Raw genomic sequence first — 25,799 nt, forward strand, 5'->3', positions numbered from 1 at the left:
ATTCCACCACTCGGTCATGTCATGTTTATTATTATAGCAAAAAAATATATTGTTTGCAACATATTTAATTTTAATATACTATTATTATTATGGGAATATTAAATAATAGCATATTGGTATATAATATATATGTTACAAAAATAGAGAATCTTTAGGAGTGATATAATTTGGAAAAAAAATTAATTATAATAGATGGAAATTCAATAATAAATAGAGCATTTTACGCTTTGCCAGAAATGAATAATAAAGAAGGCTTAAAAACTAATGCTATATATGGATTTACGACAATGTTGTTTAAAATAATAGATATATATAAACCAACACATATAAGTGTAGCTTTTGATAGAAAAGCACCTACATTTAGACACTTAGAGTATAAAGATTATAAAGCAGGAAGAAAGGGAATGCCAGATGAATTAGCAGAGCAATTACAGCCACTAAAAGACCTTTTAGATAAATTTAAAATAAATAGATTAGAAATAGATGGTTATGAAGCAGATGATATTATAGGAACTGTTTCTAAAAAAGCAGAGGATAATGGATATAAAGTATACATAGTAACTGGAGACAAAGATGCCATTCAACTTGCTTCAGATAAGACGACTACTCTTATAACAAAAAAAGGTGTAGGAGAAGTTGAAGAATATGACTTTAACTCTGTAATTGAAAAATATGAAATGACTCCAACTCAGTTTATTGACTTAAAAGGACTTATGGGAGATAAATCAGACAACATACCAGGAGTACCTGGAATAGGGGAAAAAACAGGAATAAAACTTATAAAAGAGTTTTCTAGTATAGAGAATTTAATAGAAAATACAGATAAACTTAAAGGAAGCGTAAAAAAGAAGATAGAAGAAAATAAAGAAATAGCTATTCAAAGCAAAAGACTTGCAACAATTATAAGGGATGTACCAATTGAAGTAAATTTGGATAGTATGATTTTTGGCGATTATGATAAAGATGAACTTTTAGATAAGTTTAGATATTTTGGATTTACAAGCCTTTTATCAAGATTAGTTGACTTGGTTGACTCAGATGATACTGAACAAGTAGAAGAAAAAATAGAAATATTAAAATTAAAAGATATAGATAAATTTATAGATGAAGTAAATAAAAAAGGACAAGTTATTTTAAAAACTGTTAGAGGACAAGGTAATATACTTGAAAAAAATATAATATATATCTTTATAAGTGTAGATGGAGAAAAAATATATTATATAGATTCAGATGAAGTAACAAAATTAGATGGTATACTTTCAAATAAAGAAATCAAGAAGTTTGGATATAATTTAAAGGATGATTATATATCTTTAAAGCCATATAATATAAACTTAGAAAATATAAATTTTGATATAACAATAGCGGAGTATTTAATAGATTCTACCTCATCTACATCATATGACTGTAGTGCTATAGCTATGAAATACTTATCAAAAAAAGTTAAATCAAAAGAAGAATTACTAGGTAAAGGTGTTAAATCTAAGAACTACGAAGATTTAGAATTTGAAGATTTGGCAGAGTATATGGGGCAAATAATCTGCACAGTTAAAGAAACAATTCCTATGATGGAAAGAAGTTTAATCGATATGAGTATGGATGGTCTTTTTTACCATGTAGAGATGCCCTTGGTGGAAGTTTTAGGGCATATGGAATATGAAGGTATAAAAGTAGATAAGAGTATACTAGATGACCTAAGTATTGAGTTTAAAGAAATAATTTCTACACTAGAAAAGGAAATTTATGAATTATCAGGAGAGCCATTTAATATAAATTCACCAAAACAGTTAGGTGTTATATTGTTTGAAAAATTAGAACTTCCAATAATCAAAAAAACCAAGACTGGATACTCAACTAATGCAGATGTTTTAGAAAAATTAAGGGATAAACATCCAATAATAGACAAAATAACTGAGTATAGACAAATAGTAAAGCTGAATTCTACTTATGTTGAAGGTCTTCTAAACATAATAAATCCAGAAAGTAATAGAATTCATTCATCATTTAATCAAACTATAACAACTACTGGAAGGATTTCATCTACAGAACCAAATCTTCAAAATATACCTATAAAAATGGAAATGGGTAGAAAAATAAGAAAGGTGTTTATTGCAGATGAAAATTGTAAGCTAGTTGATGCCGATTACTCACAAGTAGAACTTAGAGTTCTTGCACATATGAGTCAAGATGAAAATATGATAGAAGCATTTAAACATAATGAAGATATTCATACTAAAACAGCTTCACAAGTTTTCAATGTTTCTATGGAAGATGTAACTAGTGAATTAAGAGGTGCAGCTAAGGCAGTAAACTTTGGTATTATATATGGTAAAAGTGATTTTGGATTGGCTGATGATTTAAATATACCTGTGCCAAAAGCAAAAGAGTATATAGAAAGTTATTTTGCTAAGTATCATAAGATAAAAGAGTTTATGGACACTACAGTAGAAAAGGCCAGTGAAGATGGTTATGCTGTGACTATCTTAAACAGAAGAAGATATATACCAGAAATAAAATCTAGCAATTTTATGGAGAGAAATAGAGGAAAGAGATTTGCAATGAATGCACCAATACAAGGAAGTGCAGCAGATATAATAAAGATTGCTATGATAAATGTTCACAAAAAGTTAGAAGAAAATGATTTGAAATCAAAGCTTATACTACAAGTTCATGATGAATTGATAGTTGAAGCAATTGACGATGAAATAGATATAGTTAAAAAGATTGTAAAAGATGAAATGGAAAATGCTGTAAATATGGATGTTCACTTAGATGTAGATTTAAATGTTGGTAGTTCTTGGTATGAGACAAAGTAGGTGATTTTATGTTGATATTAGGACTTACAGGAGGAATAGGCTGTGGAAAAAGCAGCCTATCGAATATATTTAGAAAATTTAACATTACTATAGTGGATGCAGATATTATATCTAGACAAATCTTTGAGGATGAGTTGTTATTAGAAAAAGTATTTAAACATTTTGGTCGAAATATAAAAAAGGATGATGGAACTTTAGATAGAAAAGCTCTTGGGAAAATAGTTTTTAATGATGAAGAAAAACTTAATGAGTTAAATAATCTGACACATCCAATAATAAGAGAAAAAATAATAAGTGATATAGAAGAAGCTAGAAAAAAAGACGAAAAGATAGTAATATTAGATGCAGCAATATTAGTAGAAAGTGGATTTTTGGAAATAGTAGATAAGCTATTAGTGGTTACTTGTAAACAAGAAGTACAAATTAGCCGAATACAAAAGAGAGATAATTGTAGTAAACAAGAAGCACTTAGCAGAATAAATTCACAAATGAGTCAGGAAGAAAAATCCAAATATGGTGATTATATAATAGATAATTCGGGAACAATAACTGAATTAGAGAATAAAGTATACAAATTTATTGAATACATGAAGGAGAATTGGCGTGAATAATAAGAAAGTATTGGTTCTATCTATTTTTATAATCTTATTTGGGGCACTATTAATGGAAAGCAAAATAATACATAAGTTTTTGTATCCTAAAAAATACTCAGAGTATGTAGAAAAATATTCTAAAGAATTTAATTTAGATGAAAATATAGTTTACAGTGTCATAAAAGCAGAAAGTAAGTTTAATAGCTCTGCTGTTTCAAAAAAAGAGGCCAAAGGGTTAATGCAAATATTAGACATAACTAGAGATTGGGGAGCGGAAGAACTGAATCTAGAAAATATTGATATTTTTGACCCAGAAACCAACATAAGAATTGGTTGTTGGTATTTAAATAAATTATATAAAGAATTTGGTTCATTGGATTTAGTAATAGCTGCATATAATGGTGGCTCAGGTAATGTAAAGAAATGGTTAGAAAATAATGAATATAGTAAAGATGGAAAGAATCTACATGATATACCCTTTGAACAAACTTCAAAGTATGTAGAAAAAGTAAAAAATAATTATAAAAATTATAATAAGATATATGGCGAGAAGGGGAAAAACTAATGAAGAAAATAAAAGTCTTAACAGTAATTTTAGCTATAACTCTTATGATAGTTGGTTGTAGTAATACTAAAACAAAAGAAAGTAGCAGTGAATCAGGTATTAAAAGTCAGAGCTCTATAGATGCCAAGTATATAAACTTAACGATGGTGACTCCTAAGACTATAAACCCTATAACAAATACTGATAAGTCTGTTGGCTACATAATGAACTTAATCTATGATGGCTTGTTTACAATAGATGAAAACTATAATGTAACTCCTCAATTAGTGAAGGAGTACAATATAGCTCAAGATGGAATGAGTATAGATATAAAATTAAACGATGCAAAATGGCATGATGGAAAAGAAGTTACTTCAAATGATGTAAATTATACAATTGGTTTAATTCAAAAAAGTGCAGAAAGTCCATATAATGAATTTACAAAAAATATAGCTTCTGTAAATATTAAATCAGATAAAGATTTTACAATAAAATTTAAAGCTAAGTATGCTTTTTCTATTGATAGTTTAATATTTCCAATAGTATCTCAAAATCATTTAGATTCAAAAGATGTAAATGACAAAAATAATAATATGATAGGAAATGGGAAATATAAAATAGAATCATATACAGAAAGAGAAGGAATGATTTTATCTGTGAATAAGGATTACTATGAAGAAGTTCCTAAAGCTATGAAAAATGTAAAAGTAGGAATGGTTCCTAACGAAGATGCTAGAACATCTATGGTTATGGCTCTTGATAGTGATATAACAAATGTTACGCTGAATGATTTGAGCAAATTTCAAGAAAAAGAGTTTAATATAACAAAATATCAAGGTAGAGATTATGAATGTGTATTATTTAATTACAATAATTCTTTTTTTAAGGATGTCAATTTTAGAAAAGCAATTGCACATTCTATAAATAAAAGTAGAATTATTAGTGAAGGTTATATGGATGATGCAACTCCTGTTAATTTTCCACTTAACTCAAAATCAAAATATTATAGCAGTGATGTGAAAGATTTAGAGTACAATAAAGATAAAGCGATTGAGTATCTTAATAAAGTAGAATATGCAAATATAAATGCAGTGAATCCAAAAAATGATAAGGTAGATAAAAAACAAAAAAAATCAACTAAAAAAAATACAAAGAAACTTACTGCAGAAGAACAAAAAAAGGCTGAACAAGAAGAAGCTGAGAGAGTAAAAAAAGAAGCTGAAGATAAAAAAAATAAAGAAAAAGAGGAAGTAAAGAAAAGACTTTCTGAAATGAATTTAAAAATAATAGTAAATAAAGATAATAGTGAGAGGTTAAAAACATCACATATAATAAGTGAAAACCTAAAAGCTATAGGAATAAACAATACGATAAATCAGTTATCCGACAAAGAAATGGAAAGTGCCCTTAATTCTAAAAATTACGATTTGGCATTGGTAGGATGGAAATTATCTATTGTACCAGATGTAAGTAGTATAATAGCAAGCAGCGGATATACTGATGATAAGTTAAATGGATACATGTCTGCACTGACAAGTTCTGCATCTGAAATTGAAACAAAGAAAGCTTATAAAGATGTACAAAAATATGTTGAGGATAATGCAACATTTATAAGTTTAGCTATTAGAAACAACTATATTGTAAGCAATAGTAGACTAAAAGGAAAGATTACTCCAAATGAATTTGATGTATATGAGGGAATCTCTAACTTAGATATAAGCTCAAATGAATCGAAATAAATTAAATGACTAATTTATATTTAAAAAATTTAAACTGTGTGATAAAATACCCTTATAGGGTATAAGGAGGTAATTGATATGAAAAAGAAACTATTAGTAGAAGGTATGAGTTGTGGACACTGTGTAAATCACCTTAAAACTGCATTAACAGAAGATATAGATGGTGTTGAAGTTTTAGATGTAGATTTGGAAAATAAATGTGCATCTGTAGATATGAAAGATGATGTATCAGTTGATAAGTTAAAAGAAGTAATAGCAGAGTTAGGTTTTGAATTAAAAGGAATTGAATAAAAAATAATAAAATAAAAAAAGACCTCTATTGGGGGAGTAATAGAGGTCTAAAAATGGGGGAGATTGAGTATGTTTGATTTTACATTACTATTATCTCCCCTTTTAAATTAATATATACATAAAAAGTAAAAAATTTCGAGAAAGATTCACATTTCGTAAACTTTTTGAATATACTATAAATAGCTAAGGGAGGGAGTATCATGGAGTCTAGAGGATATAAAGAAGATTTAAAAAAAATGATACTTGATATGGCCCACAAAGAACTTGAGAGTTATGTATCACAAAAAGGAGCAAAAAAATACTTTGAAGGTAATTTGGATAAAGTTATTAATAATAATATAAAAAAATTCAATCAAAGTATTGGTCTTAATAGAGTATATTTAAAAATGTTAAAAAAGTGTGCATATCAAGAAAGTGTAACTTCGATATCAAGAACTATCAAAAAAGAAACATTATTTAAATCAAAAAAAGAGCTATTTGCTTTTTCAGAGTACTTAAAGCTTAATGTTAATAAGCGACTTTCATATAATCAGATTTTAAGAAAAATATCAAGGTATATATACTATAATAGAAATTCATATGCTCAAAAATATGTTACTTTCAAAAGAGGAGATGAAGAATATCTTTTAGAACCTGAGAAAATAAAAGATGAACTGATATCAAGCTATAGGTCAAAAACTAGGGAAGATATGAAATCAATAGCAAAACTTTTAGATATAGAAATAGAGGATGATTATAGTGCTGAAGATATTAGAAAAAAAGTAATAAACTATATTATAAAAGAAAAAATTAAAAATTAAATATAAAAATTAAAAAAATAAGTTCTATTATTTTACACAATCAAGATAACTTGAGTACAATTTTTTCATGTGTTTAATAGAACTTATTCTTTTTTTGACATATTCTTTTAAATAATTTAATGCTACTTAAGTATTACGTAGTATTATTCAAATTTTTAACTTAATTTGATTTAAATAAAGTTATAATAATGATATAATATAAAAAAAGTAAAAATTGGAGAGTGATTTCAAAATGAAGTTTAGTTTTTGCCATAACAATTTTAATGTTACTAACTTAGAAAAAAGTTTGAATTTTTATGATAAAGCTTTAGGTCTAAAAGAAGTAAAGCGTAAAGAAGCAGAAGATGGAAGTTTTATACTAGTTTATTTAGGAGATGGGATTACTAGCCATACATTAGAGTTAACTTGGCTTAGAGATTGGGATAGACCATATAATTTAGGGGATAATGAGTTCCATTTGGCTTTAGAAGTTGAAGAGTTTGATGAGGCAAAAAAACTTCATAAAGACTTAGATTGTATATGTTTTGAAAATGAAAGTATGGGAATTTATTTTATAGCGGACCCAGATAATTATTGGATTGAAATACTTCCTAAGAATCATTAATTTTAATAATATAATTATAATTTCTTTACAATTAATAATAGAATAAGTTATCATTAAAATATAGTTGTTAAAAATGGATAATAGTGGTACAAATTTATGATTATAAAAATATGTTGGGGGGAGTGATAGTAGTGAAGAAAGCTATAACGGCTTTAGGGATTGGAGCAGTAGCAGTATCTGTTAGTTCCATACATGCAAGTGCTCTTGAAAAGGGAGTTGTGACAGCTAGTGCTTTAAATATAAGAAGCGGGCCAAGTGCTGATTGTGACAAAGTAGCAAAGTTATATAAGGGAAAAACTGTAGAAATTTTAGAAAAATCTAATGGTTGGTATAAAGTAAGAGTGTCAAGTTCTGTTGTTGGCTGGGGAAGTTCAAAATACATATCAACGAGTGGTTCATCTGGAAGTACTTCGAATCAAAATAATTCAACATCAAGTGGAACATCTATTAGTGGGAATGGAAAAGTAAATGTCAGTTCTAGATTAAATATAAGAAGTGGTGCAGGTACAAACTACTCATTAGTTGGTAAAGCAAATAATGGAGATGTAGTAAAGTTATTAGAACAAAGTAATGGATGGTATAAAATAAAGCTATCAAATGGAGTTACTGGATGGGCTAGTAGTCAGTATATCTCAAAAACATCAGAAGATGTTGGAACAAATGATTCTAATTCAAGTAATACTACTAATAATAACAACACTGATAAAAATCAATCTAGTGAAGTATTACTTGAAGGCAAGAAGGGAAAAGTAACATCTACTGTAAGTTTAAATGTAAGAAGTGGTCCTGGGACAAGCTATTCTGTAATCGGAAAATTAAATGGTGGAGATGTTGTTGAGTTAAAAGCTAAAAGTAATGGATGGTATAAAGTAAAATTATCAAATGGGACAACTGGATGGGTAAGTTCTAGTTATATTTCTGAGACTACTGAAGGATTAAAAGAAAACTCTAATTCATCATCTAATAATAATTCCCAATCTAATAGTAATTCAAATTCTTCATCTATTGGAAATTCAGATAAATCGACTGTAAATGGTTCAAAAGTAGTAGATTTTGCATATACACTTATTGGAATACCATATCAATGGGGAGCATCTGGTCCAGATAAGTTTGATTGTTCTGGATTTACACAGTATGTTTTTAAACACTCAGTTGGACTTTCTATACCAAGAGTTTCTAGAGAGCAAGCTCAATTTGGAAGTGCAGTTTCTATGGGTAACTATGCACCAGGAGATTTAGTTTACTTTGATACTGACGGAGATGGAGCAACGAACCATGTAGGTATATATGTAGGCAATAGTAAGTTTATACATTGTAGTGGAACTCAAACTAATCCTAATAAGGTTAAAGTAGACAATTTGACTACTTCATATTGGTCTAAAGCATTGCTTGGAGCAAGACGATTTGCTTAGTAGATATAATTTTTATTAAAAAATTAAAATAAATAAGTTTTCTATTCATAAATTGAGACTCTTAAAAATATACTTTATTAATAATATAATTTTGGGAGGGGACAAACTAATGAATAGAAGAAAGACGATATACAGAGGATTTAATAATAATAGACATAAGATAGATGTGCGTAAGTATATAATAACTATTGCTTGTTTATGTTTGATTGGCTATTATTCTTATACAAAAATAAAAGATAGCAAGATGTTAGAGTATATATCAGCTAAAATACCATTTCTAAATAGTTCATCAGATATAACTTATAAAGATATATCTGATGAACTAAATGCCATAAAAAATGGAAAAAAATCTAAATCACAAACCAATTCAAATAATAATCAAAATAATAATTCAGAAAAAGCAGTAAATAATACCAAGGAACCAGAAGAAGTAAAATTAGCTACTATTGAAGGATGGGATATATATACTATCCAAGTTGCTGCAATAGATAATGATGACGATTTGAAAAAAATACAAACATCATTAGTTAGTAGTGATATACCTTTTTCAGTTATGGAGAAGGATGGAGTAAAAAAAATACAAACATACTCTTCTTTTGATGAAAATGAAGTTAGAAAACATATGAGTTCTATAAGAAAAGTATTTCCAGATGCGTTTTTATCTCATTTAGATGCACCTATGCTATCTTTAGAATATACAAGTAATTATGCTTATATAGATAGTATATCCAAAGAATTAAATAAATTAATAACAAACTTTAAAGAAGAATCAAGTTTTTGGTCGAATGATGAAAATAATGTAGATATGGAAAAATATAATACTATTTTGACAAATAGAAAGGCAATATCACAAAATATATCAAAAGAAGCTGAAAAGATTGATTATTCTGAAATGAGTTTATTTAAAGATAATTTGATTGACTATGTAAAGAACATAAACGAAAAAATTGATACTGCCTCAAAAGCAGCAAATGAAGAAAAATATAGTGTAAGTAAAAGTCTACTTTTATCATCTATGCAAGAGTATTCTTTGTTCATAAATTCCATAAAATAAAATACAGAAAATTTAGACTTTAGAAAGCTATAGGAAAAGGATTGTTTAATAAGACAATCCTTTTCTTCGTTTTAACTTAATAAAGAGGCGTTGATTTATAAAATAAATTATAAAAATAGGGATATTTTTTTAACAATTGTTAAGATTTTTTAATATATATAGTATACTTATAGAAGGCAGAAAAAATGTTTTTTTATAGATAAGGGGGTAAAACAATGAAACTCTTAACTTTTAAGGGAGGGATACATCCTCCATATAGAAAAGAGTACTCTAACACAAAGGCACTTGAAAAAGCTCAAGCTCCAAAGATAGTTTACATTCCTCTTCAACAACATATAGGGGCACCAGCTAAACCTATTGTTGAAGTTGGTGATGAAGTAAAGTTTGGGCAAAAAATAGGTGAACAGCAAGGTTTCGTTTCATGTAACGTTCATTCTTCAGTATCAGGTAAAGTTATTGCTATTGAACAACATGAAGTACCAGGTGGTTCAGCTCAATGTGTAGTTATCGAAAATGACTTTAAGGAAGAATTACATGAAAGTGTTCAACCAAAAGGTCAGTTAGAGGATTTGAGCAAAGAAGATATAGTAGGTATCATAAAAGAGGCAGGAATAGTAGGTATGGGTGGAGCTACATTCCCTAACCATGTAAAAGTATCTCCTCCACCAGACAGTAAAGCAGAAGTAGTTATATTAAATGGGGCAGAATGTGAACCATATTTAACTGCAGACCACAGATTAATGGTGGAAAATCCAGAAGATGTTGTATTTGGTTTAAGAGCATTAATGAAAGTATTAGATGTTAAAAAAGGATTTATAGGAATTGAAACAAATAAACCAGATGCTATAGAAGCCATTCAAAATGTAGCTAAAGATTATAGTGAAATCGAAGTTGTTGGCCTTCAAGTGAAATATCCACAAGGAGCAGAAAAACAACTTATTTATGCGTGTACAGGTAAGGAAGTTCCATCAGGCGGATTGCCAATAGCAGCAGGTGCAGTTGTTGACAACGTTGCCACAGCAGCTCAAATAGCTAAATCTATTAAAACAGGTATGCCTTTGGTAGAAAGAATTACTACAATAACAGGTAGCTGTATCAAAGAACCTAAAAACCTAATAACAAAAGTTGGGACATTAGTCTCAGAAATAATAGACCAATGTGGTGGTTTTAAAGAAGATAAAAAAGTTGGTAAAGTGATAATGGGTGGACCTATGATGGGGATAGCTCAATATACTACTGAAATAGCAACTAATAAAGGTTCTTCAGGGATTTTATGTTTAGATGAAGAAGAATCACGTACACCAGATGTTCAAAATTGTTTAAGATGTGGAAGATGTACAGATGTATGTCCATCATTCTTACAACCACTTTTCATAAGTGCATATTCTTTGAAGGAAGATTATGACACAGCTGAATATCATAGAGCTATGGATTGTATAGAATGTGGGTCTTGTTCATTTATTTGTCCAGCAAGAAGACCATTACTTCAATCTATAAGATCAGCAAAAAGAGAAATAGGAGCAAAGAGAAGAAAGCAAGCTGCTCAGAAATAAAGAAAGTTAAGGGGGAAAAACGATGGAAAATAAGTTGATAGTATCATCTTCTCCTCATGTGAGAAGTAATGAAGATACTTCATATATAATGAAACAAGTTATTATAGCACTCCTTCCAGCAGCAGTAGCAGGAGTATACTTCTTTAGACTTAATGCATTGAGTGCTATGTTTTTTTGTATACTTGGTACAGTAGGTACTGAATTTTTATATCAAAAACTTATGAAGCATAAAAGTACTATAGGAGATTTTTCAGCTGTTGTAACAGGATTATTATTAGCATTTAACGTACCAGCATCACTTCCTTGGTGGATGTGTCTAGTAGGAGGAATATTTGCAATATTAGTAGTTAAAATGGTATTTGGTGGAATTGGATGTAACTTTGTCAATCCAGCACTTGCTGCAAGAGCATTTTTATTAGCATCATTTCCAGTAGCAATGACTGCTTGGACTCAACCAGGTGTTAACTGGATAGGTAAAAATTTAGATGCAGTTACTACTGCAACACCATTAAGCTTTTTGAAAAATGGAGCAGCAGGATTAGCAGACCTTTCTAGCAATGGAATTAGTCTCGCTGATATGATGATTGGTAATATTGGTGGATGTATAGGTGAGACATCAGCAATATTATTATTATTAGGTGGAGTATACCTAATGTATAAAGGCATAATAAATTATGTTATCCCAGTATTTTACATAGCAACTGTATTTATATTAACATTCCTTTTAGGTGGATTTAATATAAATTTTGCAATATATCAACTGTTTGCTGGAGGACTTATGTTAGGTGGATTCTTCATGCTTACGGATTATACAACTTCGCCTATGACTAAGAAAGGTCAAATAATATACGCTGTATTAGCAGGTCTTATAACAACTGTTATAAGAATGTATGGTGGATATCCAGAAGGTGTATCTTACTCAATACTACTAGTAAACTGTCTTGCACCACTTATAGATAAGTTTGTTAGAAACAGAGTGTTTGGGGAGGTGGCTAAATAATGAATAGTATGGTAAGACTAGGTGGAACTTTACTTGCTATAAGTGCAATAGCCTCATTAGCACTTGGAGCTACAAATCAAGTTACAGCTCCAGTAATAGAACAAAGAAATATACAAGCAAATAATGAACTTAGAAAAGCAGTACTTCCAGAAGCAAAAGAATTTAAAGAAATGAAGGAAAGTACTTATAAAGACCTTGGAGATGGTCTTATAGCTGAAGTATATGAAGGGCTAGATGGTTCTGAGGTAGTAGGATATACTTTAAAAGCTAAACCAAGTGGCTATGGTGGAGAAATTGAAGTTATGGTAGGTATATCAGCTGATGGCCAAGTTACAGGTGTTGATATTGGTAATATGTCAGAGACAGCAGGACTTGGAGCAAAAGCTAAAGATGATGCATTTAAAGGTCAATACAAAGGAAAAACTGCTGAACCTCTTGAAGTAGCAAAAGGAAGCACAACAGCAGAAAATCAAATATTAGCAATATCAGGTGCAACTATTACATCTACAGCAGTTACTACAGGAGTAAATGCTGCAATAGATGTCTTCAATAGTGCTCTTAATAAATAAGGAGGGTTAATTATGAATTTAGCTAAAGTATTTAAAAATGGGCTAATAGATGAGAACCCAACATTTGTGCAAGTTATAGGTATGTGTCCAACACTAGCCGTTACAACTTCAGCAATAAATGGAATCGGTATGGGTCTTTCAACAGCAGCAGTTTTAATATGTGCAAATTTAGTTATATCATTACTAAGAAAAATCACACCAGATAAGATAAGAATACCTATATTTGTAGTCATTATAGCTACATTTGTTACAATAGTAGGAATGGTTTTAAAAGCATATGTTCCTGCTCTTGATAAGGCTCTTGGTATATATATACCATTAATAGTTGTTAACTGTTTAATACTAGCTCGTGCAGAAAGTTTTGCTTTTAAAACTGGTCCACTAGCTTCAATTGTTGATGGTGTAGGTCAAGGTCTTGGATTTACTGTTGCTCTTACAGTAATAGGTGCAGTAAGAGAATTACTTGGAAATGGTAGTTTATTTGGAATGACACTATTTGGAGCATCTTTCCAACCAGTATTAATATTTATATTACCACCAGGTGCATTCTTAACATTAGGATTCTTATTTGCAGGATTTAATAAATTAAGAAGTAAAAAAGCGTAGTGGAGGTGTAATAAATGAATTTAATACTTTTATTTTTAAGTATCGTTCTTGTTAATAACGTTATAACATCTCAGTTCTTGGGTATATGTCCTTTCTTAGGAGTTTCTAAGAAAGTTGATACAGCAGTAGGGATGGGAGTTGCAGTTACATTCGTTCTAACTCTAGCTTCAATTATAACTTATTTTATACAAATTTTATTAGTAAAGACTGGAACTGAATTTTTACAAACAATAGCTTTTATATTGGTTATAGCTTCTATAGTTCAGTTCGTTGAAATGGTAATTCAAAAGATGAGTCCATCTTTATATCAAGCATTAGGAGTTTATCTACCTCTTATAACTACAAACTGTGCAGTTCTTGGTATAGCTCTAGTTAATGTTCAAAAAAGTTATAATTTAGTAGAAACAATAATAAACGGATTTGGAGCAGGAGCTGGATTTACTTTAGCAATAGTAATATTCGCAGGTATAAGAGAAAGACTAGAATTAGCTGATATACCAGAAGCGTTTAAAGGTTTCCCTATAACACTTATATCAGCAAGTTTAATGTCAATAGCTTTCTTAGGATTTACAGGACTTATAAAGCTATAAAAAAGAGGGGTGAAAATAGTGATACTTACAGCTGTATTAGTTTTAGGAGTTATGGGCTTAATCTTCGGGATAGTATTAGATTTTGCATCTAAAAAGTTTGCTGTAGAAGTAGACGAAAGAGTGGAAGCTATACTAGGAGTACTTCCAGGTGCTAACTGTGGTGGTTGTGGATTCCCAGGATGTGGAGGTCTTGCAAGTGCGATAGTTGAAGGAAAAGCACCAGTTAATGGTTGCCCTGTAGGTGGAGCAGATGTTGGTGCAAAAGTTGGAGAAATAATGGGCGTAAGTGCTGAAGCAGGTGAAAAACAAGTAGCAAAAGTTATTTGCAAAGGAACTTGCTCAAGTGCAAAAGATAAATATGAGTATGAAGGAATATCTGATTGTAGAGCAGCAAATGTTTTAAATTCAGGAGCTAAAATGTGTAAGTTTGGATGTTTAGGTCTTGGAACATGTAAGACTGTTTGTAAATTTGATGCTATTTCTATAGTTGATGGAGTAGCAGTAATAGATGAAGAAAAATGTGTTAACTGTGGAAAATGTAAAGAAGCATGCCCTAAGGGTATAATAATTACAAAACCAGAAAGCCAATCAATAGTTGTAGAATGTAATAGCAAAGAATTTGGTAAAGCTGTTAAAGAAAAATGTACTGCTGGATGTATTGGTTGTGGAATGTGTGTAAAAGCTTGTAAATTTGATGCAATAATATTTGAAAACAAAATAGCTAAAATAGACCCTAGTAAGTGTGTAGGTTGTATGCAATGTGTAGAAAAATGCCCTACAAAAGTAATATCAGGTGATATAGCTAAAAGAAAGAAAGTTACTATTGACCAAGAACTTTGTGTGGGATGTACAGTGTGCAAAAAACAATGTAAGTTTGATGCAATAGAAGGTGAATTAAAAGAAAAACATAAGGTAGATGCAGACAAATGTGTAGGATGCCATTTATGTATGGAAAAATGTCCAAAGAAAGCTATTAAAATTTTGTAATATGGACAAAATAAAGATATGGAATAATTTCCATATCTCTAATGAGTACATAAAACAGAGGTATGGAATAATTTCCATACCTCTATTTTATGTATATTTATTTTATTGGTAATAAATATAACAATAGTGTAACAAAAAAGGTTCGACATTTCTGTTGAATTTTTTACAATATAGTGATAGACTAAATAGGTACAAATTACGTACAAATGAGGTGAATAAATGAATATAATCTTGGCATCAGCCTCTCCAAGAAGGAAAGAAATTCTAGAGAATACAAATGTAAGATTTGATATAATTAAAAGTGAAATTGATGAGATTATATTGGAAGGTGAAGCACCAAAACATTTAGTTATGAGATTAGCTTTTGAAAAAAGTATGTTTGTAGCATCTAAACATAAGAAAGATGTTGTTATTGGAGCTGATACTGTTGTTGTTTTAGATAATGCTATTTTAGGAAAGCCTAAAGATGAGTCTTGTGCAAGAGACATGCTAAGTAGACTATCTGGAAGAGAGCATCAAGTCATAACAGGTATTAGCTTAATAAACTTGTGCAAAGATAAAAAAATAATTGACTATGTAATCAGCAATGTAAAATTTAAAACGTTATCAGAAAAAGATATTGAGGATTATCTGAAAACTAAAGAGTCATTTGACAAAGCAGGAGCTTATGGAATACAAGGATATGGAGCTTTGCTAGTTGAAGAGATTAGAGGCGATTATTTTAATATAGTTGGACTTCCAATTTCAAAGTTAGGTGACTTGTTAAAGGAACATTTTAATATAAATCTTTTTTATGGAGTGTGATTTATCTGAAAAAGTCATTTAATTCAACCATTAAGGTAAAAGAAATGGCACTAGAGGAAAGACCCAGAGAAAAGATGCTTGCTGAAGGAGTAGAAAGCTTATCAAATGCTGAATTGTTGGCTATACTTTTAAGAACTGGTAACAAACATAAAAATGCAATCGAGTTAGCCAACTATATAATAAATAAAGATATTCAGGGTATTAGACATTTAGAGGAAATGACAATAGAGGAGCTGTGTAATATAGATGGAATTGGATTGTCAAAATCAGCCCAAATTAAAGCAGCTTTAGAACTAGGCTTTAGAGTAGCTAGTTTTAAACCTATGAAGTATAAAATAAAAAATCCTTGGGATATACATAAATATTATATGAATAGTCTGAGGTATTTGAAAAAAGAGGTTTTTAAGGCAGTTCTTTTAAATACAAAAAATGAGATAATATCTGATGTAGATATATCTGTAGGGACTTTAAACTCATCATTAGTCCATCCTAGAGAAGTTTTTAAAGAAGCTATAAAGAGAAGTGCAAGTAAAATAATAGTGATGCATAATCACCCCTCAGGAAGTGTAGAACCATCAAAGGAAGATAAAAATATTACATCAAGACTTATTAAATGTGGAGAAATAATTGGGATTGAAATAATTGACCATATAATAATTGGAGATGGATTATACTTTAGCTTTAAAGAAAATATGATAATTTGACTTTATATGTGATAAAATAGTAGGAGAATGTTTTAAACATGATTCTTAATTAGTAGGAAGGAGTAAAATCATGGCTAAGGAAAAAAAGAAAGAAAAAAGAGGTTTTTTTAGTTTTAACAAGATGACAAAGGATATGGGAATAGATTTAGGGACTGCAAATACATTAGTTTACATAAAAGGACAAGGTATTGTTGTTAGAGAACCCTCAGTTGTTGCAATAAGAGATGACAGTAAAGAAGTTTTAGCAGTAGGTGAAGAAGCTAAAAAAATGATAGGTAGAACACCAGGAAATATAGTAGCTATAAGACCAATGAAAGATGGAGTAATAGCTGACTTTGATATAACTCAATCAATGATTAGTTACTTTATACAAAAAGCAGCTGATAAAAAAGGTGTTGTAAGTCCAAGAATAGCTATATGTGTTCCTTTTGGAGTTACAGAAGTTGAAAAGAGAGCTATAGAAGAGGCTGCAAGACAAGCTGGTGCTAAAGATGCATTTCTTATAGAGGAACCAATGGCAGCGGCTATAGGAGCTGGATTAAAGGTTGAAGAGCCAGAAGGTAATATGGTAGTTGATATCGGTGGAGGTACTTCAGAAATAGCTGTAATATCTCTAGGAGGAATTGTTACTGCTAAATCTATAAGAATTGGTGGAGACGAATTTGACGAGTCTATAGTTGCCTATGTAAAAAAAGAATATAATCTTATGATAGGTGAAAGAACTGCTGAAAATGTTAAAATTAGCATAGGTTCTACATTTAAAGATGATGAAGAAATAAATATGCAAATAAGAGGTAGAGATTTAATATCAGGGTTACCTAAAACAATAGAAATATGTTCTACAGAAGTTAGAGAAGCATTAAAAGAGCCTGTGAGTTCAATAGTAGATGCTATAAAATCTACATTAGAAAAGACTCCACCAGAATTAGCATCAGACATAATGGAAAACGGAATAATGCTAACAGGAGGAGGAGCTTTACTTAGAGGTCTTGATAAACTTATTACACAAGAAACAGGAATGTCTGTTCAAATAGCAGAAGCTCCTCTTGATTGTGTTGCACTTGGAACAGGAAAGTCTGTTGAAGACCAAGAAATTTTTGAAAAAGTATTAATGATGAATGCTAAAAATTAGAAGTTGGTGATGGCCTTGAGATTTGACAAGAATAAAAATGAGAAAAAAAGGATTAATGTTAAAGTGATAGCAACGGGCGTAGTTGCTATCACTTTAATTGGAATTGTGGGTATATCAATTGGTAAGTTTTCAAGTGGAAGCCCAGTAAACTTAGGTGTAGCATCAGATGCTATTACAAGTGTAGGAAAAGGAATAAATGATGGATTTTCATTTATAAAAAATGGTTTTAAAGATATCTTAAATTATAGAGATAACTCTGAAAAGGTAAAAAAATTAGAATCAGAAAATGAAAAGCTTAAAAAAGATGTTATAGCTTTAAATACCAAATTAGACAAGACAGAATCATTAGAAGAATTAAAGAAGACACTTAGCTTTGTAGAAGAAAAATATAAAGCAACAAGTATTTCTACAAGTGTTGTAGGTAAAAATGATGGAAACTGGTATGAGAGTTTTATAATAGGTGCGGGAAAAAATTCAGGTGTAAAAAAAGAAAGTATAGTTATGAATGGCAGTGGTCTAGTTGGTATAGTTTATGAAGTTTCCAACGATTATAGTAAGGCAATTTCACTATTAGATTCTAAATCATCTGTAAGTTTTAAATTAGCAAAAAATGCTAGTGCTAAAGGAGCAATTACTCAAAATACTACTTTAGACAATAAGGATAGTTATAATAGTAAAGGTTATTTACAAGGTTATATGTTTGACTCATCATATAATGTAATTCAAGGAGATATAATAACAACATCTGGTCTTGGATTTTTCCCAGAAGGCATACCAATTGGTGAGGTTGAAAAGGTAATTGATGATAAAGATAAATCACTAAAATATGTAGTTGTAAAACCTTATGTTGATTTTAAGAATATAGATGACGTTGTAGTCATAGAACCAAGAAATATAGGATAAAGGGGATAAAAAACAATGAAAAAAGTTTTACTTTGTCTATTGGGTATTGTGGTTATGACTATAGAAAATAGTATAACAAATTATATAAATATTTTTGGAATAAGCTTTAACTTAGTTCTTATATATGTAACTATAATTTCTCTTTATTTGGATGAATTAGAAGGTGGGATTATAGCAGCCATAATAGGGCTTATTAAGGACATAACCATTGGTGGAATTCTTGGTGTAAATGCATTAGTTTTGTTTGTTATTGCATATGCGATTGGACACATGAGGGATCAACTATATAAAGGTAGCTATATTATTACTTTCGTTTTGGTTTTAATAGGAAGTTTAATTGATTCAATTGTCAATATAGGTACATCTAGTATAATCTATCAAAGCTATAGCATATCAACACTTTTAGTAAAGGGTCTACTAGTAGCACCAATAGTGAATAGTTTAATTGGTTTAATAATATATCGCTTGTCTAAAAGAGCAGTTTTAAAACTTAAAGAAGATTAGTTGGTGATTTCATGGAAGAAAATAAACAAGTTGATAGATTTAAAATAATGAAAATAGTCATAAGCGTGATATTTTTAGCTATTTTAGTAAAAATAGTCTACATGACTACATTTAAATATGAATACTACAATGAGTTAGCTGAAAATAAAACATATAAAAAATTGGCAATAGAGGCTCCAAGAGGAGAAATAAAAGATAGATATGGAAGATTGCTAGCAGGAAATAAAAATTTATTTACTGTTCAAGTTTCAGGTAACGATATTAATAAAAAAGATGCTAATAAGCGTTCAAGAGCAAATGAAATATCATTGAAGCTTATAAATTTACTTGAGAAAAATGGTGAAGAATATGTAGATGAATTTCCTATATATGTAGAAAATGGAAAGTACTATTATACATATGACAGAGAGATTAGAGAATATAAATCAGAAAATGGAATACCAAGTGATTATAATGCTAAAGAGAGTTTTTATTACTTGGTAGATAAACTTATATCAGCAGGAATCTTGTCTCAAGAAGATAAAAGGTTAGATGCAACAAAATTACAAGCAAAACTAAATGAAAATGGATACTATCCTCCTATTTTAGTTAGTAAATGGATGTTTACAGCAGAGAGAGATAAGAGAGATTGGTTGGCCAGTTATAAAATAAAAGAGACTAATTTAAGTGCTGAAAAAGCGTTTGAAAAAGTAAGAAATAGCGATGCATTTAAGATTGATAAAAGTTTAAGTAATGAAGATGCAAGAAAAATAATGGTTGTAAGAGATTTAATAAAATCAAAAGGATATTCTCAATATAATCCAGTAACAATTGCAAAAGATGTAGGAGAAACTACCATTGCACAGATTGAGGAAAGTGCTATGGACCTTGTTGGTGTTTCAGTAGCAGTTGAACCAGTGAGATATTATCCTAATGGAACTTTAGCTTCACATATGTTAGGATATGTAGGAAAAATGCCATCAACTCAAATAGAATCATATCTACAAAAAGGATATAAAACAGGAGATATGGTAGGTCTTGCAGGAGTAGAAAAAAGTAATGAAAGCAAGCTAAGAGGAACTGATGGTTATAAAATGGTTAAAGTTGATGCATTGGGTAGAATCAGTAAAGAAATTGAATCAAAAAAACCTAAATCAGGAGATACTGTATACCTTACATTAGATAAAGATTTACAAGAAGTTTCAGATAATGCATTAAAACAGATAATAGAAGTTGCTTCAAAAGGAGGTACTTTTAAAAGTAAGTTTGGGGATAAGCCAATTAGTGCATATGCAGGAAAGGCACAATCAGCAGCTCTTATAGCTATTGATGTTAAAAATGGAGAGGTTTTAGCTTCATCAAGTTATCCTGACTATGACCCAAATAAATTTGCAAAGGGTATTTCTACAGAAGACTATAAAGCACTACAACCAAAGAATCCAAATGACTTACTAGCAGGAAGTCCACTATTAAACTTAGTTACACAAGGGGAATTCCAGCCAGGTTCTTCATTTAAGATGGTAACCTCAATGGCAGCTTTAGAAAATGGTCTAAATCCAAATTTCACTATAAATGACCCTGGAGTTATTATGCTAGGGAAAAAATCATTTGGGGACTATGTGTGGAACCATGGTAGAGGAAATCATGGTATGACAAATTTATATAAAGCTATACAAGAGTCTTGTAACATATATATGGCAACTATTGGTACAGGTAAGACATGGCCAGATGGAAAAAGTATTGGTATAGATATGAATGCAAATAAGATACTTGAGTATGCAAAACTATTTGGATTAGATGAAAATACTGGGCTTGAAGACGAAGTAGAAGAAAGAGCAGGTAAGGTGCCTAGCACAGAGGATAAATTAAAATCAACACAAGCATTGTTAAAATCAGCTTTAGATAGAGAAATGGCCAATGACTTTGTTGATATAACTAGAGATAAAAATCCTAAAGAATACGAAAAAAGAATCGATGAAATTGTAAGTTGGGCAGCTGAAAAGAAAACTCCTGGTAGAGTAGAAACGATGAATAGATTGAAAAAATTGGATGTTAAAGAAAATAGAGTGGAAGATGTAGCGGATATGGCGGTATTTAGTTACTTTAACTTTGCAAAATGGAGTACTGCTGATACATTCAACTTAGCTATAGGGCAAGGTGAAAATGCCTATACACCAGCTCAAATATCAAGATACGTAGCTGCTATAGCAAATGGAGGTAATTTAGTAGAATTATCTGTAGTTGATAGAGCTGTTTCAAGTGACTATTCATCAGTAAAAATTAATGACCAAAAGAAAGTGGAAAAAATACCTTTCAAAAATCCAGACAATCTAAAGGAACTAACAAAAGGTATGAAATTGGTTGCTAGACAAGGTACAGCAAAAAGTGCTTTTGCTGATTTCCCAATAGATGTAGCAGCAAAGACTGGTACAGCTGAGAAAAGTGGTAAAATACCTACAGATAATGAATATGAATATTTAAAGAGTCATATGTCATCTTATAATGTTAATCTAAATGATGCAATTAAAATGGCTGATAAGATGAAGGCAGAAAAAGAAAAAGAACTTTCATTAGCTAAAGAAAAAGAAATAAAGAAAAAACTAGAAAATAAAGATTTAAAAGACGAAGAAAGAAAGAAATTAGAAGAAGAATTAGAAGATGGAGTAAAAGTTAAATTAGAGGATACTGATAAAGTGAATTCTTCATATTTAAGAAAAGCTATAAAAGAATTAAATCCAAAAATAACAGATGACCAAATAGATAAGTTTAAAGCAGATTATGGTTCTTTTACATGGACTGTTGCATTTGCACCAGCAGATGACCCAGAAATAGCTGTTGTATGTGTAATTCCTCAAGGTGATTCAAGTGTATTCTCACTTTTACCAACTAGAGAAGTTATTGGAACATATATGGGATTAGAGCCAACTAATGGCAAAAAAGACAACAAGACGGATGATGTTAATAATTCTTCTGACGAAAATATAAATTTCGAGTCACAAATCAATAGATAAGTTAAATCCATTTATAAACTTTAGCTTTATGTAGAAAAAATAAAAGGGTTTAAAGCGCATTTGAAGAATATAAATGATATATCACTCTGGAGGTTGTTATGTCTTTAAGAGAAATTTGTAGTCAAGAACTAGTAGAGTTCAAGGGTAATAAAAGAGGGATAATAGTAAATATAAAAAGAGAAGCTCCATTTGAAGAAATACAAGAAAATATAATAAACAAATTGGAAGCGTATGTTGGTTTTTTTAATGGTGCTAAAATTAGTAAAATTAACAGTGATTATTTAACTGACATGGAGATTCTAGAATTAAAAGAAGGAATTACTTCTAGATTTGATGTGGAATTTGTTGAAGATCAAAAAATTGAAGAAAATAATAATTTTCAAACAAAATATGTCAATACCCTAAGATCTGGCGAAAATATTGAATTTGAAGGTGATGTAGTCATATTAAATGATATGAGACCTGGTTCAAAGGTCATTTCAAAATCAAATACAGTTGTTATGGGAGATATAAATGCTGGCGCTAAGGTTGTAGCAGGAGGAAATGTTTTTGTAATGGGGAAAATAGAAGGTTTTGTGCATGCAGGTTCAGAGGGCAATGAGTTTGCCTATGTTGTTGCTGGAAATCTTAATCCAAAAATATTGCAAATAGCAGATAATATTGCAGAAGCTCCAGATGATGAAGAAAATTATGAAATTGAATCAGAAATTAGCCCAGAAATAGCCTTTGTGAGTAATGGAAGAATTGTAATCGAAAGCTATTTGTCAAAGTTGGACAAATAGAAAGAAAAATAGGGGGTAGTATTATGAGCGAAGTTATAGTTATAACATCCGGTAAAGGTGGAGTTGGAAAAACTACTACCGCAGCAAACTTAGGAACTGCGCTAAGCCTAGAAAATAAAAAAACTGTAGTTGTAGATGCAGATATTGGACTTAGAAATTTAGATGTAGTAATGGGTCTTGAAAATCGAATAGTTTATGACATAGTAGACGTTGTTGAAGGAACTTGTAGGCTTAAGCAAGCTCTAATAAAAGACAAAAGATTTGATAATCTATATTTATTACCAGCAGCACAAACTAGGGATAAAAACGCTGTATCAGTTGAGCAAATGGTTGACCTATGTGAAAAATTGAAAGAATCTTTCGAGTATGTAATAATAGACTGCCCAGCAGGTATTGAACAAGGATTTAAAAATGCAATAGCAGGTGCAGATAGAGCTATTGTGGTTACAAATCCAGAGATATCAGCAGTAAGAGATGCAGATAGAATAATAGGTCTATTAGAAGCAAATGAAATAAAAGAAATAAGATTAGTTATAAATAGAATTAGAAATGATATGGTTAAGCGTGGAGACATGATGGACAAACAAGATATAATAGAGATACTAGCAATAGATTTATTAGGTCTTGTTCCTGATGATGAAAGTATAATTATATCAACAAATAAAGGTGAACCAGCAATACTTGATTCAAAATCTCTTGCTGGTCAAGCATACAAAAATATCGCAAAAAGGATACTAAATGAAGAAGTTCCTCTACTTGAACTTGAAGTTGAAGATGGATTCTTTGGTAGACTAAAAAAAATGTTTAGCATGGCTAAGTAGCAAAGGAGGATACATCTGTGTTAGATTTATTTAGAGTTTTTTCTAACGAAGCTAAAACTAGTAAATCTGTTGCTAAAGAGAGGTTAAAACTAGTTTTAGTTCATGATAGAGTAGATTGTTCACCACAACTTTTAGAGATGATAAAAACAGATATTTTAAAAGTAATAGCCAACTATGCAGAAATAGAAGAAGATGGCCTTGAAATCAAAATGTCTAAATGCAGAGGTGAACATGATGACAAACCTGTATCTGCATTAGTTGCTAATATACCATTAAAGAATATTAAAGATAGATGTATGTAATTAGTGCTTAAAAGGGGGATATCCTTATTGGTATATGCCCCTTTTATTTAATTATATGTTTAAAGATAGAAAGACGGTGATTCTTTGAAAAAAATCAATATTAATTATAAGTCGACAATTAAGTTGATAAAACAGTTAGACTGGAAACTTATAGTTACAGTATTAGCTATCTTTATTTTTGGGCTTGTTATACTTAGTAGTGCAACACATGCTAATTCTACAGGTTCATATAATCAATTAGTTAAGCAAGGACTAGCTTTTGTGCTTGGAATAGGAATGATTATAGTAATACTATTTTTTGATTATAATCTTCTAGGAAGGTACTATAAGGCTCTTTATATAATAAGCCTTGTTTTATTAGCTGTAGTTTTATTACCTGGAATTGGTACTGAAAAAGGCGGTGCGAGGTCTTGGATTAACTTAGGTCCACTTGATTTGCAGACTTCTGAAATAGTAAAATTAACATTTATACTTAGTTATGCAAAGATACTTGAGACAAAGAAGGATAAATTAAATACATTAAAAGAGGTTATACCTGTTGTAGTTTATTCTCTCCCATTCATTGGATTACTACTTGCTCAACCAGACTTAGGAACAGGAATTGTATTTTGTTGTATGGTATTTGCAATGCTGTTTACAGCAGGTCTTAGTTCTAAGCTAATAAAAAGAGGAATAATAATACTCTTGGTATCAATGCCATTGATGTATTTAATGATGGCAGACCATCAAAAAGTAAGAATAGAAGCCTTCCTAAATCCAGAAGATGTAACCTTAAAAGGAAACTATCAGGTTATGCAATCTTTGATAGCAATAGGCTCTGGTGGTATGACTGGAAAAGGTCTGTATAATGGAAGTCAAAACCAAGAAGATTTCTTACCAGTACAAGATAGTGACTTTATATTTGCTGTTGTGGGTGAAGAACTTGGTGTAATAGGAATGACAGTGCTTATAATCTTATTTGCAATATTTTTATTACGGATTTTAGCAATTGCAAGAGATGCTAAGGATTTTTATGGGACCCTCATTGTAGTTGGTGTTATGGGTATGTTTGCTTACCAGATAATTCAAAATATTGCTATGACTGTTGCGTTAATTCCAGTAACAGGAGTAACATTACCTTTTGTAAGTTATGGAGGAAGTTCACTATTAACATCTTTAGCCAATCTAGGATTAGTACTAAATGTGTGTATGAGAAGAAAGAAAATAAATTTCTAAGTGTAAGAGTTCTAAACATAAATTGAGGAGATTGAGTATAATGAATATAGCATTAGTAGCACATGACCAAATGAAAAATACCATAGTAGGATTTTGTATAGGTTATGAATCAATTTTAAAAAAATATGGACTATATGCAACTGGAACTACAGGAAAAAGAATAATGGATGAAACTGAATTAAAGATTACTAGATTGGCATCTGGACCTTTAGGTGGAGACCAGCAAATAGGTTCTTTGATCGTAACACAAGAAATAGATTTAGTTATCTTTTTAAGAGACCCACTTACATCTCAACCTCATGAGACAGATATACAAGCTTTGATAAGACTTTGTGATGTGTACCATGTTCCAATAGCTACAAATCTAGCTTCTGCAGAAATATTTATAAAAGCTCTTGATAGGGGAGAACTATCATGGAGAGAAGTTAGGAAGAGCAAAAGTCAACGTGTTTAATAAAAGTAAATAATATATAAAATTAAGAGG

Annotated in this window: 26 protein-coding genes; all 26 read left to right on the forward strand. The window is 30.2% G+C overall.

Annotation, left to right across the window (positions count from 1 at the left end; genetic code table 11):
* The first annotated feature begins 167 nt into the window (after positions 1-167).
* The 26 genes from polA (at position 168) to IC758_RS05680 (ending at position 25,769) form a co-directional block, all read left to right on the forward strand.
* Positions 168-2,816 carry a DNA polymerase I gene (gene polA / locus IC758_RS05555; protein WP_227482181.1) on the forward strand — a complete coding sequence of 883 codons (2,649 nt, stop codon included), beginning with the start codon at positions 168-170 and terminating at the stop codon, positions 2,814-2,816.
* Between the two features lie 8 nt (positions 2,817-2,824).
* Positions 2,825-3,427, forward strand: a complete 603-nt coding sequence (gene coaE / locus IC758_RS05560) for a dephospho-CoA kinase (protein ID WP_227434062.1) — start codon at positions 2,825-2,827, stop codon at positions 3,425-3,427.
* A complete protein-coding gene (locus IC758_RS05565) occupies positions 3,420-3,974 on the forward strand; it encodes a lytic transglycosylase domain-containing protein (protein ID WP_227434063.1) in 555 nt (184 codons plus the stop codon). The genes coaE and IC758_RS05565 overlap by 8 nt, the downstream gene beginning before the upstream one ends.
* On the forward strand, positions 3,974-5,692 hold the full coding sequence (locus tag IC758_RS05570) for an ABC transporter substrate-binding protein (protein ID WP_227434064.1): 1,719 nt from the start codon (positions 3,974-3,976) through the stop codon (positions 5,690-5,692). Before IC758_RS05565 ends, IC758_RS05570 begins: the two co-directional genes overlap by 1 nt.
* Before the next feature lie 78 nt (positions 5,693-5,770).
* Positions 5,771-5,983, forward strand: coding sequence for a heavy-metal-associated domain-containing protein (locus IC758_RS05575; protein WP_227434065.1), 213 nt, complete (start codon positions 5,771-5,773; stop codon positions 5,981-5,983).
* A 200-nt stretch (positions 5,984-6,183) separates the two neighbouring features.
* The gene (locus tag IC758_RS05580; protein WP_227434066.1) at positions 6,184-6,783 is read left to right on the forward strand and encodes a hypothetical protein; all 600 of its coding nucleotides are present in this window, start codon (positions 6,184-6,186) and stop codon (positions 6,781-6,783) included.
* Between the two features lie 232 nt (positions 6,784-7,015).
* Positions 7,016-7,387 (forward strand): VOC family protein, encoded by a 372-nt coding sequence (locus IC758_RS05585; protein WP_227434067.1) that lies wholly within the window; start codon positions 7,016-7,018, stop codon positions 7,385-7,387.
* 131 nt (positions 7,388-7,518) lie between these two features.
* Positions 7,519-8,799, forward strand: coding sequence for a C40 family peptidase (locus IC758_RS05590; RefSeq protein WP_227860818.1), 1,281 nt, complete (start codon positions 7,519-7,521; stop codon positions 8,797-8,799).
* Between the two features lie 109 nt (positions 8,800-8,908).
* On the forward strand, positions 8,909-9,853 hold the full coding sequence (locus IC758_RS05595; RefSeq protein ID WP_227434069.1) for a hypothetical protein: 945 nt from the start codon (positions 8,909-8,911) through the stop codon (positions 9,851-9,853).
* Between the two features lie 215 nt (positions 9,854-10,068).
* Entirely contained in the window at positions 10,069-11,406 is a 1,338-nt protein-coding gene (rsxC, locus tag IC758_RS05600; protein WP_227434070.1) for an electron transport complex subunit RsxC, read from the forward strand.
* Positions 11,407-11,428: 22 nt separating this feature from the next.
* Complete coding sequence (locus IC758_RS05605) at positions 11,429-12,406, forward strand: RnfABCDGE type electron transport complex subunit D (protein WP_227434071.1); 978 nt, start codon at positions 11,429-11,431, stop codon at positions 12,404-12,406.
* Positions 12,406-12,975 carry an RnfABCDGE type electron transport complex subunit G gene (locus tag IC758_RS05610; RefSeq protein ID WP_227434072.1) on the forward strand — a complete coding sequence of 190 codons (570 nt, stop codon included), beginning with the start codon at positions 12,406-12,408 and terminating at the stop codon, positions 12,973-12,975. Before IC758_RS05605 ends, IC758_RS05610 begins: the two co-directional genes overlap by 1 nt.
* A gap of 12 nt (positions 12,976-12,987) precedes the next feature.
* Positions 12,988-13,581, forward strand: coding sequence for an electron transport complex subunit RsxE (rsxE, locus tag IC758_RS05615; protein ID WP_227434073.1), 594 nt, complete (start codon positions 12,988-12,990; stop codon positions 13,579-13,581).
* Positions 13,582-13,595: 14 nt separating this feature from the next.
* Positions 13,596-14,171, forward strand: a complete 576-nt coding sequence (gene rsxA / locus IC758_RS05620) for an electron transport complex subunit RsxA (RefSeq protein WP_054269663.1) — start codon at positions 13,596-13,598, stop codon at positions 14,169-14,171.
* Positions 14,172-14,186: 15 nt separating this feature from the next.
* Positions 14,187-15,158, forward strand: a complete 972-nt coding sequence (locus IC758_RS05625; RefSeq protein ID WP_227434326.1) for an RnfABCDGE type electron transport complex subunit B — start codon at positions 14,187-14,189, stop codon at positions 15,156-15,158.
* 219 nt (positions 15,159-15,377) lie between these two features.
* Entirely contained in the window at positions 15,378-15,962 is a 585-nt protein-coding gene (locus tag IC758_RS05630; protein WP_227434074.1) for a Maf family protein, read from the forward strand.
* A 44-nt stretch (positions 15,963-16,006) separates the two neighbouring features.
* On the forward strand, positions 16,007-16,666 hold the full coding sequence (radC, locus tag IC758_RS05635; protein WP_227434327.1) for a RadC family protein: 660 nt from the start codon (positions 16,007-16,009) through the stop codon (positions 16,664-16,666).
* 70 nt (positions 16,667-16,736) lie between these two features.
* Positions 16,737-17,798, forward strand: coding sequence for a rod shape-determining protein (locus IC758_RS05640; RefSeq protein WP_269469188.1), 1,062 nt, complete (start codon positions 16,737-16,739; stop codon positions 17,796-17,798).
* Between the two features lie 9 nt (positions 17,799-17,807).
* Positions 17,808-18,701 (forward strand): rod shape-determining protein MreC, encoded by an 894-nt coding sequence (mreC, locus tag IC758_RS05645; RefSeq protein ID WP_227434075.1) that lies wholly within the window; start codon positions 17,808-17,810, stop codon positions 18,699-18,701.
* 15 nt (positions 18,702-18,716) lie between these two features.
* Complete coding sequence (gene mreD, locus IC758_RS05650; protein ID WP_227434076.1) at positions 18,717-19,205, forward strand: rod shape-determining protein MreD; 489 nt, start codon at positions 18,717-18,719, stop codon at positions 19,203-19,205.
* Between the two features lie 11 nt (positions 19,206-19,216).
* A complete protein-coding gene (locus IC758_RS05655) occupies positions 19,217-22,195 on the forward strand; it encodes a penicillin-binding transpeptidase domain-containing protein (protein WP_227434077.1) in 2,979 nt (992 codons plus the stop codon).
* Positions 22,196-22,293: 98 nt separating this feature from the next.
* A complete protein-coding gene (gene minC / locus IC758_RS05660) occupies positions 22,294-22,977 on the forward strand; it encodes a septum site-determining protein MinC (RefSeq protein WP_227434078.1) in 684 nt (227 codons plus the stop codon).
* A 23-nt stretch (positions 22,978-23,000) separates the two neighbouring features.
* Positions 23,001-23,798, forward strand: a complete 798-nt coding sequence (gene minD, locus IC758_RS05665) for a septum site-determining protein MinD (RefSeq protein WP_227434079.1) — start codon at positions 23,001-23,003, stop codon at positions 23,796-23,798.
* A 17-nt stretch (positions 23,799-23,815) separates the two neighbouring features.
* Positions 23,816-24,100 carry a cell division topological specificity factor MinE gene (gene minE / locus IC758_RS05670; RefSeq protein WP_054273171.1) on the forward strand — a complete coding sequence of 95 codons (285 nt, stop codon included), beginning with the start codon at positions 23,816-23,818 and terminating at the stop codon, positions 24,098-24,100.
* Positions 24,101-24,184: 84 nt separating this feature from the next.
* The gene (gene rodA, locus IC758_RS05675; RefSeq protein ID WP_227434080.1) at positions 24,185-25,315 is read left to right on the forward strand and encodes a rod shape-determining protein RodA; all 1,131 of its coding nucleotides are present in this window, start codon (positions 24,185-24,187) and stop codon (positions 25,313-25,315) included.
* A 40-nt stretch (positions 25,316-25,355) separates the two neighbouring features.
* On the forward strand, positions 25,356-25,769 hold the full coding sequence (locus IC758_RS05680; protein ID WP_227434081.1) for a methylglyoxal synthase: 414 nt from the start codon (positions 25,356-25,358) through the stop codon (positions 25,767-25,769).
* Positions 25,770-25,799: the final 30 nt, after the last annotated feature.

It is taken from the genome of Clostridioides sp. ES-W-0016-02 (assembly GCF_020641035.1).
Classification (GTDB): Bacteria; Bacillota; Clostridia; order Peptostreptococcales; family Peptostreptococcaceae; genus Clostridioides.

Coding starts and splice junctions, on each gene's coding strand:
- coaE (WP_227434062.1), top strand. CDS start 2,825: ATGTTGATATTAGGACTTACAGGAGGAATAGGCTGTGGAAAAAGCAGC.
- IC758_RS05570 (WP_227434064.1), top strand. CDS start 3,974: ATGAAGAAAATAAAAGTCTTAACAGTAATTTTAGCTATAACTCTTATG.
- IC758_RS05575 (WP_227434065.1), top strand. CDS start 5,771: ATGAAAAAGAAACTATTAGTAGAAGGTATGAGTTGTGGACACTGTGTA.
- IC758_RS05580 (WP_227434066.1), top strand. CDS start 6,184: ATGGAGTCTAGAGGATATAAAGAAGATTTAAAAAAAATGATACTTGAT.
- IC758_RS05585 (WP_227434067.1), top strand. CDS start 7,016: ATGAAGTTTAGTTTTTGCCATAACAATTTTAATGTTACTAACTTAGAA.
- IC758_RS05595 (WP_227434069.1), top strand. CDS start 8,909: ATGAATAGAAGAAAGACGATATACAGAGGATTTAATAATAATAGACAT.
- rsxC (WP_227434070.1), top strand. CDS start 10,069: ATGAAACTCTTAACTTTTAAGGGAGGGATACATCCTCCATATAGAAAA.
- IC758_RS05605 (WP_227434071.1), top strand. CDS start 11,429: ATGGAAAATAAGTTGATAGTATCATCTTCTCCTCATGTGAGAAGTAAT.
- IC758_RS05610 (WP_227434072.1), top strand. CDS start 12,406: ATGAATAGTATGGTAAGACTAGGTGGAACTTTACTTGCTATAAGTGCA.
- rsxE (WP_227434073.1), top strand. CDS start 12,988: ATGAATTTAGCTAAAGTATTTAAAAATGGGCTAATAGATGAGAACCCA.
- rsxA (WP_054269663.1), top strand. CDS start 13,596: ATGAATTTAATACTTTTATTTTTAAGTATCGTTCTTGTTAATAACGTT.
- IC758_RS05630 (WP_227434074.1), top strand. CDS start 15,378: ATGAATATAATCTTGGCATCAGCCTCTCCAAGAAGGAAAGAAATTCTA.
- radC (WP_227434327.1), top strand. CDS start 16,007: ATGGCACTAGAGGAAAGACCCAGAGAAAAGATGCTTGCTGAAGGAGTA.
- IC758_RS05640 (WP_269469188.1), top strand. CDS start 16,737: ATGGCTAAGGAAAAAAAGAAAGAAAAAAGAGGTTTTTTTAGTTTTAAC.
- mreC (WP_227434075.1), top strand. CDS start 17,808: ATGGCCTTGAGATTTGACAAGAATAAAAATGAGAAAAAAAGGATTAAT.
- mreD (WP_227434076.1), top strand. CDS start 18,717: ATGAAAAAAGTTTTACTTTGTCTATTGGGTATTGTGGTTATGACTATA.
- IC758_RS05655 (WP_227434077.1), top strand. CDS start 19,217: ATGGAAGAAAATAAACAAGTTGATAGATTTAAAATAATGAAAATAGTC.
- minC (WP_227434078.1), top strand. CDS start 22,294: ATGTCTTTAAGAGAAATTTGTAGTCAAGAACTAGTAGAGTTCAAGGGT.
- minD (WP_227434079.1), top strand. CDS start 23,001: ATGAGCGAAGTTATAGTTATAACATCCGGTAAAGGTGGAGTTGGAAAA.
- IC758_RS05680 (WP_227434081.1), top strand. CDS start 25,356: ATGAATATAGCATTAGTAGCACATGACCAAATGAAAAATACCATAGTA.